Source organism: Aliiruegeria haliotis (genome assembly GCF_003003255.1).
GTDB classification, from domain to species: Bacteria; Pseudomonadota; Alphaproteobacteria; order Rhodobacterales; family Rhodobacteraceae; genus Tropicimonas; species Tropicimonas haliotis.
The window spans coordinates 122,823-134,523 of the sequence record NZ_PVTD01000008.1; the positions used below are offsets into that span (position 1 = coordinate 122,823).

Consider the following 11,701-nt stretch of genomic DNA (forward strand, 5'->3'; position numbering starts at 1 on the left):
GTTTAGCGACCGTTCCAGGAACGGTCAAGCCAGCGCTCCCACTCGAGCAAGTTGGGCAGTCAGCCGCTTCCCTCAGCCAGCATTTGCGCCTTGATCGCCAGTTCCATCACCTTGAAGCAATGTTCCTGCGGCATCGCAGTCTCCGTGCGATTCAGAATGTCGTACCTGAGTCGATCAAAATACGGCAGGCCCGCATCCGAACAGTCGATTTTCTCATACCGGTCTCCGGTCACGAGAAACAGGTGATCGGTACCGGCCGGATTTGCGATGTCCACGTATTTCCTGAGCTCGATGTACCCCTTGGTTCCAAGGATGGTCAGGCGCCCATCGCCCCAGTTCGGCAGCGCATCGGGCGTGTACCAGTCGACGCGAACATAGCCATGGGCATGGTCATTGCGCAGCACCAGTTCGCCGAAATCCTGCAACCCGGGCGTGTCCGGATTTGCATAGTTCCGCACGCAGGCAGTGGCAATTTCGGCATCGGTGGAGCCGGTGAAATAGAGGAACTGATCGATCTGATGGCTGGCAATATCGGTGAGCACGCCGCCATATGCGCCCCGGTCAAAGAACCAGTCCGGGCGCGTGGGCTTGTTCAAGCGATGTGGGCCGAAGCCGGCAGTCTGCACCACCTTCCCGATGACACCGTCGTCAACCAGTTCCGCGGCACGTGTGACGCAAGGCACTTCGAACCGCTCCGAGAAATCGACCGACCAGATCCGTCCCGTGCGCGCCTGGGCCTCGCGGAGAGCGGCAAGTTGCTCCAGCGTGGTGCAACCCGGCTTGTCGGCCATCACGTCCTTTCCGGCTTCCATCGCCTCTATGGCCAGTCCAGCGCGGCGGGCTGGAATGTCAGCAACGAGGATCAGGTCAATGTCCGGGTTGTTGAGGATTTCGTCACGATCCATGACTCGCGGCACGTTCGGGAACAACCTGGCGAACTTTTCCAGCGGTTGTGCGTCGCCGTCGTTCCACCAGCCAACGAACTCCGCACCACGCTCGATGAGGTTCCCGGCCATGCCGAAAATATGAAAGTGCTCGATGCCGAGGGCCGCGATCTTCAGGTTGCGTGTCATGACTGCTCCAGATCCGAAAGATGGATTGCGCGTTCCTGCTCGGACGAGAGCGTGAGCGCTGCGATCAGGCGATGCACCATGAGGGCATCGCGCCCGGATGCCGCAGGCGGGCGCCCCTCATCGAGGGCAGCCGCGAAATCCTCAAGAACGCCTTGATGCCACTCGTGGGTGAACGCCATCGGATCGGCACCGCCACCAGTCCCGCCAGCCTCGCCGATAACCTCGCTGCTTCCATCCTGCCAGTCGACCGTCAGTTGCCCGGACTTCAGCGTCGCCGAGCCTTTCGTGCCATGCAGGGCAATGCTCTCGGGATGACCAGGGAAACTCGCCGTGGAGGCGACGAACGAACCGGGGACACCCGTGTCGAAGACCAGCCCGGCGGTGACAAAATCCTCCGACTCCATGGAGTGCAGTTTCGTGGTTGCCGTCATCGCCTGCACCTTGCTGACCGGCCCCGTCAGCGTCAACGCGAGGTCGAGCGTATGAATCGCCTGGGAAATCATCACGCCACCGCCATCGCGGGAATAGGTGCCACGCCCCGGCTCGTCATAGTAGGCTTGAGGGCGCCACCATGGCACCGCGATCTCCACCAGTGCGAGATCACCCAATGCGCCCCGCGCCAGCAGACCCGCCATTGCCTGCGAGCTTTCGCGCATCCTGTGTTGAAAGACGATCCCCAGCGGCACGTCGGCTTCCTCGCAAAGCCGAACGATGGTTTCGGCGGCCTCCGCCGTTCGCTCTATCGGTTTCTCCATCAGCACTGGCACACGCGCCGCAACCAGCACTTGGACCAGATCGAGCCGCGCATTTGGCGGGGTACAGATATCGACAAAGTCGACCTGATCGTCGGCAACCACCGCCTCCATATTCTCAAAGACCTTCGGCGCGTCCATTCCGTGAATATCCGCGCATTTTGCGGCAAAGGCTTCGGCGCGATCCGCATTGGCGGACAGAACCCCATATAGTTCCACAGCATCAGAGGCTGCCATCGCCGCCACATGGGTATCGGCCACCATGCCGACCCCGACCAGAACGACACGCTTCATCACTCTCTCCCTTCAATCCATCCCGTCGACAGCGATTGCCCGCACGTCCATTCCGCAGAAGATATGACTGGCGTCCGAGGAAAAGGTGACATGGAGCCGCCCGTTGCCCTGCGACGGCGCCGGACCGAGACAAGACCGGAACCGTCCGTAGCGGCAACCGAACGCCCAGATAGGCATCTGCGGCACAGATTGTCGAACCTGCGCGGAACAGTGGCCACTTTGTTCAACCGTTTCCAGCTTCGTCTCTTCCCCGATGGGAGACACGTCGTTCGCGACACTTGGTCCGGAGTTCGGGGCAACAGGTTCAACAGCAGCTTTCCCCTCGTGCGACGATCGTTTTGAGGACGTCATCGGGGTCCCGCTTCCACCAAGTCTCAGCCGAGAAGATCTCGACCTCGTTCAGTCCGGTGAACCCGGCCGCCTCGACCTCGGCGCGCAAGGCCGGGATGTCGGCCACGCCATCGCCCATCATGCCGCGATCTTCCAGGATGTCCTGCGTCGGCACCAGCCAGTCGCAAATGTGAAAGGCCAGAAGGCGCTCCTTCCCGGCCCGGGCGATCTGCCGGCGGATCTCCGGATCCCACCAGATGTGATAGACGTCCAATGCTACGCCGATGCCGTCGCCAAGCCGGTCACAGATGTCCAGCGCCTGGCTGGTGGTGTTCACGCAGGCGCGGTCACCGGCATAGGCAGGGTGCAATGGTTCTATGGCGACAGGAACGCCGACACCGCGCGCATATTCCAGCGTCGCGGCCAGTCCTTCCTCCACGATTGCCCGCGCGCCGTCGATATCCTTGCTGCCAGCCGGCAATCCGCCCACGACCATCACGAGGCACTCGGCGCCAATGGCTGCCGCCTCGTCCACTGCCCGGCGATTGTCCTCCAGAACAGCCGGGGTGAGCGCGCCTTCGGCGGTGTACCAGCCGCCCCGGCAAAGCCCCGACACCTTCAGGCCCGCGTCCCGGATGGCGCGTGCCGCCGGCTCGACGCCCATTTCCTGAAGCTTGTCCCGCCACGGTGCGATGCCGCCGAGCCCATGCCGGGCACAGCCTTCGATGCATTCTGCGAGCGTCCATTGCATCTTGACGGTCGCGGTATTGAGGGAGATGCGGTCCGGTGTCAGCATTGTCACACCTCGACGCCGCGGGCAGCAAAGACCGCGCGTGTGCGCGATGCCACCATGTCGGTGTCAGCAAAGAGCCCGCAGGCGTTCGCCATGCGGATGATCTCTGCCAGATGGAGCGTCGAGCGCGCGCTTTCCTGCCCGCCGATCATCGTGAAGTGATCCTGATGGCCGCAAAGGTAGGCCATGAAGACGACGCCCGTCTTGTAGAAGCGGGTCGGGGCCTTGAAGATATGCCGCGACAGCGGAACCGTGGGGGCAAACGTGCTGTTGTAGCCCGCCATGTCCCCGCTGCCGAGTTGACCCAGCGCACGGGCCGCGACGCTTGCGATCGGGTCGAAAATGCCCAGCAACGCATGGGAGTAGCCTTGATCGTCGCCGGCAATCAGGTCGGGATAGTTGAAATCGTCGCCGGTATACATGCGCACGCCTTCCGGCAGGCGACGGCGCATGGCGATCTCCTTTTCGGCGGAAAGCAGCGAGATCTTGATCCCGTCGACCTTGGCGGAGTTGGTCTGGATGACCCCGAGTGCGGTCTCCATTGCCGCCATGTGGTCGCCCGCCCCCCAGTAGCCTTCCAGCGCTGGGTCGAACATCTCACCTAGCCAGTGCAGGATCGCCGGTTGCGTCAGACCGCCGAGAATGCGGTCGTAGACGCGGGCGTAGTCCTCGGGCCCCTTCGCCGCCTGTACCAGCGCCCGCGAGGCCATCAGGATCACGCGGGATCCGGCGGCCTCCACCGCCTCGCATTGCTGCTCGTATGCGGCAATCACCTGATCGAGCGTCACGCCCGGCCCGGGGGCAAGGTGATCGGTCCCGGCACCCGAAGCGATCACATGCCCGCCCGCCTTGGCCAGCGCCGTCGATCGCTGGATCAACTCCAGCGACGTCGGCCAGTCCATGCCCATGCCACGTTGCGCGGTGTCCATGGCCTCGGCCACGCCAAAACCCAGACCCCACAAGTATTCACGAAACGCAAGCGTGCGATCCCAATCGACGGAGCAGTCCAGCCAAGGATCGTTGTCGGCCAGCGGATCGGCCACCACATGCGCCGCGGCATAGGCGGTGCGGTTCCAGGTCGCGGCTGCGATCGGCGCGGGACCGGCAACAAGGTCGACGGCGCCACCGGGAAGGTTCAACGTGGTCATCGTCAGATCTCCAGCTCAGGAAGGTCGATCCAGCGCCGTTCGCGCCAGCTCTGGTAGCCGGCCTCGGCGAGTTGCACACCCTTGGCCCCTTCGGCCAGCGTGTAGTTCCATGGCGCATCCTCGACGACGTGGCGCAGGAACTGCTCCCACTGCACCTTGAACCCGTTGTCAAAGACCTGGTTGTCCGGCACCTCTTCCCATCCTTCGTAGAAGTCGAGCGCTTGCGGAACGTCCGGATTCCAGACCGGCTTGGGCGTATTCACGCGGGCCTGGCTGCGGCAGGAATGCAGTCCAGCCACTGCGGACCCGTGCGTGCCGTCCACGTGGAACGTCACCAGGTCGTCGCGGCGCACCCGGGTACACCAACTGGAGTTGATATGCGCCACCACGTCCCCCTCCAGCAAAAACGTTGCATAGGCTGCATCATCAGCGTCTGCGGAATACTCGGCGCCTGCCTCGTCCCAGCGGGTGGGGATATGGACCGCTCCAAGGCAGGATACGGATTTCACCGGAGCAACAACGTTGTCGAGCACATAGCGCCAGTGGCACAGCATATCGGAGATGATACCCCCGCCCTCGTCGGCACGATAGTTCCAGGAGGGCCGTTGCGCGGGCATCCAGTCGCCTTCGAAGACCCAATAGCCGAACTCTCCGCGAACCGAGAGGATGCGCCCGAAGAAGCCCGAGTCCCGCAACCGCTTCAATTTGCGCAGCCCGGGCAAATCGAGCTTGTCATGCACGATACCGTTCTTGACGCCCTTCTCCCGGGCATAGCGCGCAATGGCCACGGCCTCTTCCAGCCCCTCGGACACGGGTTTCTCGCAATAGATATGCTTCCCTGCATCAATCGCTTTGCGCAGGAGCGCCGGACGAAGCTGGGTCGACGCGGCATCGAAAAAGAGCGTGTCGTCGGGGTTCGCCAACGCGGCGTCCAGATCGGTGGTCCAGCGCTCGACCCCATGGGCAGTCGCCAGCGCCTCGATCTTGTCGGCATTGCGGCCCACGAGGATCGGATCCGGCACCAGTCGCGAACCATCGGCAAGCGCCAGTCCACCCTGATCACGAATGGCCAGAACCGAACGGATCAGGTGTTGGTTCATTCCCATGCGCCCGGTGACGCCATGCATCACGATGCCAATACGCTGCTGTCTCATGACCTGTGTCCTTCTTTAGATTCGATTGTGCGGCCGGACCTGTGCGCGGCCGGAGAAGTCTTGCTGCTGGAAGGTTTATCCACTTCCGGCATCCGGCTCAGGGCGCAGGAAACACAGCACCATCCGGCCAGCGTCCTCGGCGCGCCGCTTGAGCCAGGCATCGTCGATCGGCACGTTGAAAACGACCCGCAACGTGTACTTGTTCGAAACCGGGAAAAAGCAGAGTGAGGCAATGGTTATGTAGAGTTCGGTCGGATCCACACCGGGCCGGAACCGGCCCTCAGCAACGCCCCGGTCGAGGATTTCGCCAAGCTGTGAGATCAGCGGCGATTGTATGTCGTTGAGATCGTCGATCTCCTGAACCGTCACACCCTTGCGCAGGTTCTCGGTGTTGAGCATCGAGGTGAACCACGGCTTCGAAATGAAGTGATGCATGGTGAACGTGACCAGTTCGCGGATCGCGTCCTCGGGTGACATGTGGTCGGTATCGATGGCCCGCTCACCTTGGCGAATCTGGACATAGCTCTCCTTGAGAGCCGCCTTGTAAAGCTCTTCCTTGTCGCCGAAGTAGCTGTAGATCATGGGCTTGGAGACGCCTGCGGCCTCGGCGATCCGGTCGACCCTCGCACCGCCGTGACCCTGGGTGGCAAACTCGCTCAGCGCCGCATCGAGGATTCGCCGCTGGGTGGCGGCGGCGTCCCGGCGGGCCGGTTTTTGGTTGCCGCTCATGTGCCCCGCCTTCTGGTACCGCGCGGAACCGGGCGGAGAGCGGGCGCAAGGTCGCTGATGGCGAAGTCGCCCGCGGCAGGATTTCTACCGGTCGAGGCCCATTTCACCATCGCAAACATGTCACTCCTCCCAGCTTGCTACCAAACAGTAACTTACTATTTGGTAGATTGGAAATCGTGATCTCGTCAAGCGTTTTTGCGAACAGCAATACAGCCGTGGAACGGCGCGACCTTGGTATCAATTGCAGGGGAAGCACAGGGCACTGGGGCTGCACTGCGGGATTGGGTTTGGCTTCCCACCGCCAATCGCGACCGCCACTTGACGGAGCCCGGATGAGGAATCCTGCGGTAGGGCATTGGCGGTCGCTGCGTCCGTTTCAGCCTCAACAGCCGGACCGCGTTGCAGCCCGGCCGAAATCCTCACTCACCACGCGTTATAGGCAAGATACTTGCCCGACATCTCGACCTTGACGCGATCTCCCTTGGGATCCGGGACACGTGTCACGCTCATGTCGAAGTCGATCGCGGACATGATGCCGTCGCCGAACTCCTCATGGATCAGCGCCTTGAGCGTTGGGCCGTAGACCCCGACGATTTCGTAGAACCGATAGATACAGGGATCCGTCGGAACGGTCTGTTGCCAGACCTTGGTCGGGCTTTCCTGCAGCACGGCGACGGCCTCCTGCGGCAGGGCGAGCGCGGCGACCAGCGATTCGGCCTTGTCAGCAGGCATGGCGTTCATCCCCATCGCCGCGGAATGGGTCCAGACCGGAGACATGCCGATGCTCGCCGCAATCCCCTCCCAACTCAGCCCGGCCCGCTTCTTGGCCAAGAGGATCATCGCGGTCACATCCTCCTTCGTCATTTCACCTGCGATCATGTCCATGTCGTTGTCCTTTCCATTTGGGATCAAGCGTCTAGCGGGTAAGCAGCAGGGCAAGGCAGGCCAGCGCCAGCATCGCCGACACACCCTGCCAGAACCGCACCGGATGCCGTTCGGCAAGCGGCCGGTGGCGAGAGGACCCCGGCTCTCCCGGTTCGCGAAGCGCCGCTTCGAATTCCGATAGCGCGGCAAAGCGGCGGGTCGGGTCTGGGTGCGTTGCCCTTCTCAATGCGGCGTCGATCCAGTCGGGAACGTTGTTGCGTCCCTCGCAGGCCGAGCGATACTTCAACCGGGCGACATCCCGACGGTTGCGGACGCGCCCGACATCGGCGCCATAGGGCAACCGTCCGGTGAGCATTTCGTACGCGATCACCCCAAGCGAGAACTGATCGGAACGCGGGCCGACCGGATCGCCGGAAAAATACTCCGGCGCCGTGTATTGCAGGGTTCCGAGGATCTCCTCGCCGAGATCGGGCAGCGCCTCCTGCACCCCGGCCACACGCGTTGCGCCAAAGTCGATGATCTTCAAGGTGCCTTCGGCATCAATCATCAGGTTCTCGGGTCGCAGGTCCTGATGCAGCATCTGCTTTCGGTGAAAGGCGCGCACCCCACGGATGGCCTGGGACATGATATCGCGGAACTCCGTCAGGCTCGGGGGGCCCCCGTCGTGCATCCTCTGCCTGAGGGTCTGGCCCTCGATATACTCGTTGAGGACGTAGAGCCCGGAACGCGCCCCGGGCGCCTCTGCCGCCTTCAGCACATGGGGCGAATCGAGGCGGCGGGCGATCCATTCCTCCATCAGGAATCGCCGCAGCCAAGCAGGATCTTCCTTCGCATCTGTTGCCGGGATCTTGAGCGCGACCTTCTCACCGTCCGGTGCGGCCGCCAGGAAGATATGGCTGCGGTGATTGGTGTGGATTTGCCGCAGGATGCGGAACCCGTCGAGTACGCCGCCAACCCGGGGCAGCGGCGGTACGGACAGAGACGTGCTCTCGGCAAGGATGTCGGAGGCATCGGCGGCATGTAACGCCTCCACACGGACGATCTGGATCGACAGGTTGTCGGCACTGCCGGCGTCGAGTGCTGCGATCGCGATGGCCTCGGCGGCGGCGTCGAGCGTTTCGCTTTCGCGAACCACCTGGGTGACCTGCCGGGGCTGCCAGTGGTCGTGTACTCCATCGGTGGTCAGCACGAAGACATCACCGGCGGCGAGGTTCAGGCGGGAGTAGTCGATTTCCACTGCCGCGTCGGCCCCCATGGCACGGCCAAGGTAGCTCTCCACGGACGACAGGGTAACGCGGTGATCCTCTGTCAGTGGCTCCAGGGCCCCACCAGAGATGCGCCAGATCCGACTGTCGCCCACATGTAGAACATGTGCATGGCGTCCCTTCAGGATCAGTGCGGAGAGTGTACAGACATGGCCGCGATCCATATCGCCAATCCGCGCGGCGCGGTTCATTCCATGCAACCAGGAATTGGTCGCGGCTATCACGCGAGAGGCGGCGATTTTCACGGTCCAGGCGTCGGACGTGCAGTAATAGTCGGTGAGCAGGCTCTTGACCGCGGTTTCAGCCGCCTCGCGACTGACCGGGCTCGAGGAGATGCCGTCGGCGACGGCGAGCGTGATCCCCTTGAGCAACCGCGTCGGGCCCTCTGGCACCAGGGCTCCGATGAAGTCCTGGTTGGCGGGTTTGCGCCCGGCCGAGGTATACTGGCCGATCGTGACCGTCAGACCCGGAGAACTGGCGTTGTCGCGTGGCATCGCGATCCTCCCGACGCAAGGAAGCCCCACCCGGGGGCGGAGCTTCCGAAGCGGCGTTGATTACTCTGCGGCAACACCCACGGAATCGTCGCTCTCGACGGTACGCGGCGGCGAGGTCTTGTAGTGCGTCGAGTAGATCATGGCGCCCACGAAAGTCAGACCGCCGACAAGGTTGCCGACAACAGTCGGGATCTCGTTCCAGAGGAGATAATCCATGATTGTGAACTCACCGCCCAGCAACAGGCCCGAAGGGAAGAGGAACATGTTGACGATGGAATGCTCGAAGCCGAGGTAGAAGAAGATCAGGATCGGCATCCACATGGCGATGACCTTGCCGGACACGGAGGTCGACATCATCGCGGCGACGACGCCGGTGGAGACCATCCAGTTACACATCACGGCCCGGATGAATAGCGTCAGCATGCCGGAAGCCCCCGCTGCCGCGTAGCCGACGGTTCGCGCCTCCCCGATCACCCCGATCTTCTGACCGACTGCGTTGGGCTCGTGGCTGAAACCGGTGGTGAAAATGATGGCCATGAAGATTGCGACGGTGAAGGCCCCTGCGAAGTTGCCGACAAAGACGAGGCCCCAGTTGCGGAGCATCGCCTTCAGGTCGACCCCCGGACGTTTGTCCCAGTAGGCCAGCGGGACGAGGGTGAACACGCCGGTCAGCAGGTCGAAGCCCAGCAGGTAGAGCGTGCAGAAACCGACCGGAAACAGCAACGCGCCCACCAGGAAATTGCCCGTGTTCACCGCGACGGTGACGGCAAAGGCGGCGGCGAGCGCGAGGATCGCACCGGCCATATAGGCGCGGATCAGCGTGTCCTTGGTCGACATCAGTGCTTTCTGTTCACCGGCATCGACCATTTTGGTCGCGAACTCGGCGGGAGTTACGTAGGCCATTTTGGAGAGTCCTTTTCATTGCGTCGGGGAGCAGCCCCGTTCGATTGGGCGTCAGGTGGCCCTGGGGTTTCGGAATGCGTCCGGCGAAATGCCGGGCCGCGCGTTATCGGGCAACGTCTGGCGTTGCGACCGTGAAAATCCGGGAACATCGACACATGCGGCAGGCAGTATGCCTGCGTCCGACGCGAGGCGTCGTCGCATGGGGTGTCGTCGCAGCATCTTTGCTGCCTGAACTGGTGGGCAATCCGAACCGGGTCCTTTGCGGATCCGGCAAGGGTTTCGGAGAAGCGGACGCCGTTGTCCGACCGATAGCCCAAGTAGGAGGCGGGGGAATTCGGCCTGTCAATGCTGCAACGCAGCTTGACCAGTTCTATAGTGGCGTTCCGGCGCATTTCGCAGCCGGTTGAACGGTTTTTGTGCAACCAGCTAATTGACGAAACTGAGAGTGCACGTGAAGCGGGCAAGGCTCCGCCCCCAGTCTGGCACATCGCTTGCGGCACAACGTTGGGACGAAACAGTCGGCACTGGAGCTGATCAGGTGGCTGGCCGACCGTCCCTTCTCCAATTTGGGGTGCCGGATTTCGCACCCCACCGGGCGGGATGAGATCGCGATTCGGGGCTGTATTTCAGGCTGGGCGCGGCTATCTTCGGACCTGCGCCGATTTGATCCTCAGATTGCGGGCGCATGAACAAATTCTGCTAAAGCGGAGAAAGACGATCTTTCTTCGGAGCATCTGTCGGCGACGCCGAAGGGGGAGAGAATGCACGAACATTCCGGAAGGCGTGCTCCATTGGACGTGGATGTGACAGTCGCGGGGGTGCCGGTCTCGGACATCCAGTTTTCACGCCGGACATTCGGTGCCTGGCGGCTCTCCTTCGAGGTCCTGCTGGAATCCCGAAGAACAAGTCAGGGTATGGATCTCTGTGCCGATCTGGACCGCGCAGGTCTTGCGGTCCGGAAAGTGTCCTTTGGCAACAACGGATGCCTCCATTTGATCCTTTCCGATGACGGCTCGGCCGATCCGCACGCGATATCGGACATTTTCGATGAGCATTCAGCGGTATCGATCCTGCAGTGGACCAACATCGTCAAACGCACGGGTCGCTGAGCCCGGCGCGACACCTGCCATGGCCGACGCGGGCGGGTGTATGAATGGCACGGCGTTTTTGCCGTCACCGTACCTGTTGCAACGGGCCGACACGCCAGCGGTCCGTGCAGCAGTTCGGTCCACCGTCGCGCTGGATCCAAGGCAGGTGGCAGCACGGGACAACACCTGCCCCTTGGCAGATCGCATTTCCGGTCCGCTTGGCGAACATCAAAGGCGAGCAAGCAGGTCCGCCCGTTTCTGATCAAACTCGGCATCCGTCAGAACCCCCCTGTCCCGAAGCACCCCCAGTTTCTCCAGACTGTCGAAGATCGCGTCTCGGTCGATGGATGATGTTGGCGGTTGGGGCTGGAATTGATCCATGCGCGGTGTCTCCGGCTCGGGCAGGTCTTGCTGCGATTCCGGGGGCAGGAACACCTGAGCATGCGCCATCGCGCTCGACAGGTCGGCGCACAATGCGGCCACGCGGGCGTGGAGTCCAGTGTTGAGGATATCGCCGATCATGGTCTTGCCACCCGTCGACCATTGCCCCTTGCCGCCCAGTTCAACGAGGTCGAACTGCGCATGGGTGCCGCCGCCCTGACCCAATGCCATCAGGACATGGGTAACCGCGTCAGGGGTGAATCCAAGACGCTCGACGGCATCGTTCACGACAGCCTGCCCCACCGGGCTGAGTTGCGGCATGTGAGTGCTCCCATCCAAGATACCTGACGAACGTCCGGCTTTCGGGTCCCACTGCCTCTAACACGGTACCACGAAAGCCCACAGGGGCGTT

The 11,701-nt window shown here is 62.6% G+C and carries 11 protein-coding genes; 1 reads left to right on the forward strand and 10 read right to left on the reverse strand.

Translation table 11 applies throughout. The features are described from left to right. Window positions 1-59 precede the first annotated feature (59 nt). From CLV78_RS17425 to CLV78_RS17465, 9 genes are all read right to left on the reverse strand, one after another. The gene (locus CLV78_RS17425) at window positions 60-1,073 is read right to left on the reverse strand and encodes a Gfo/Idh/MocA family protein (protein WP_106206405.1); all 1,014 of its coding nucleotides are present in this window, start codon (window positions 1,071-1,073) and stop codon (window positions 60-62) included. Further along, window positions 1,070-2,119: a Gfo/Idh/MocA family protein gene (locus tag CLV78_RS17430; protein WP_106206407.1), complete on the reverse strand. Its 1,050-nt coding sequence runs from the start codon at window positions 2,117-2,119 to the stop codon at window positions 1,070-1,072. The genes CLV78_RS17425 and CLV78_RS17430 overlap by 4 nt, the downstream gene beginning before the upstream one ends. Before the next feature lie 304 nt (window positions 2,120-2,423). Further along, a complete protein-coding gene (locus CLV78_RS17435; protein WP_106206409.1) occupies window positions 2,424-3,245 on the reverse strand; it encodes a sugar phosphate isomerase/epimerase family protein in 822 nt (273 codons plus the stop codon). Window positions 3,246-3,247: 2 nt separating this feature from the next. Continuing rightward, window positions 3,248-4,390, reverse strand: coding sequence for a dihydrodipicolinate synthase family protein (locus CLV78_RS17440; RefSeq protein ID WP_106206410.1), 1,143 nt, complete (start codon window positions 4,388-4,390; stop codon window positions 3,248-3,250). A gap of 2 nt (window positions 4,391-4,392) precedes the next feature. Further along, window positions 4,393-5,544: a Gfo/Idh/MocA family protein gene (locus tag CLV78_RS17445; RefSeq protein ID WP_106206412.1), complete on the reverse strand. Its 1,152-nt coding sequence runs from the start codon at window positions 5,542-5,544 to the stop codon at window positions 4,393-4,395. A gap of 75 nt (window positions 5,545-5,619) precedes the next feature. After that, complete coding sequence (locus CLV78_RS17450; RefSeq protein WP_106206414.1) at window positions 5,620-6,273, reverse strand: TetR/AcrR family transcriptional regulator; 654 nt, start codon at window positions 6,271-6,273, stop codon at window positions 5,620-5,622. 423 nt (window positions 6,274-6,696) lie between these two features. Next, the gene (cynS, locus tag CLV78_RS17455) at window positions 6,697-7,158 is read right to left on the reverse strand and encodes a cyanase (protein WP_211301030.1); all 462 of its coding nucleotides are present in this window, start codon (window positions 7,156-7,158) and stop codon (window positions 6,697-6,699) included. Between the two features lie 31 nt (window positions 7,159-7,189). Beyond that, the gene (locus tag CLV78_RS17460) at window positions 7,190-8,917 is read right to left on the reverse strand and encodes a bifunctional protein-serine/threonine kinase/phosphatase (RefSeq protein ID WP_106206416.1); all 1,728 of its coding nucleotides are present in this window, start codon (window positions 8,915-8,917) and stop codon (window positions 7,190-7,192) included. A gap of 60 nt (window positions 8,918-8,977) precedes the next feature. Continuing rightward, the gene (locus CLV78_RS17465; protein ID WP_106206418.1) at window positions 8,978-9,820 is read right to left on the reverse strand and encodes a formate/nitrite transporter family protein; all 843 of its coding nucleotides are present in this window, start codon (window positions 9,818-9,820) and stop codon (window positions 8,978-8,980) included. A gap of 761 nt (window positions 9,821-10,581) precedes the next feature. On the opposite strand from CLV78_RS17465, the gene CLV78_RS17470 reads away from it, so the two are divergent. Beyond that, window positions 10,582-10,929 (forward strand): hypothetical protein, encoded by a 348-nt coding sequence (locus tag CLV78_RS17470; protein ID WP_146136721.1) that lies wholly within the window; start codon window positions 10,582-10,584, stop codon window positions 10,927-10,929. A 207-nt stretch (window positions 10,930-11,136) separates the two neighbouring features. Here the strand turns inward: CLV78_RS17470 and CLV78_RS17475 are convergent, their stop codons facing one another. Continuing rightward, on the reverse strand, window positions 11,137-11,610 hold the full coding sequence (locus tag CLV78_RS17475) for an SHOCT domain-containing protein (RefSeq protein ID WP_106206423.1): 474 nt from the start codon (window positions 11,608-11,610) through the stop codon (window positions 11,137-11,139). Between the last annotated feature and the right edge of the window lie 91 nt (window positions 11,611-11,701).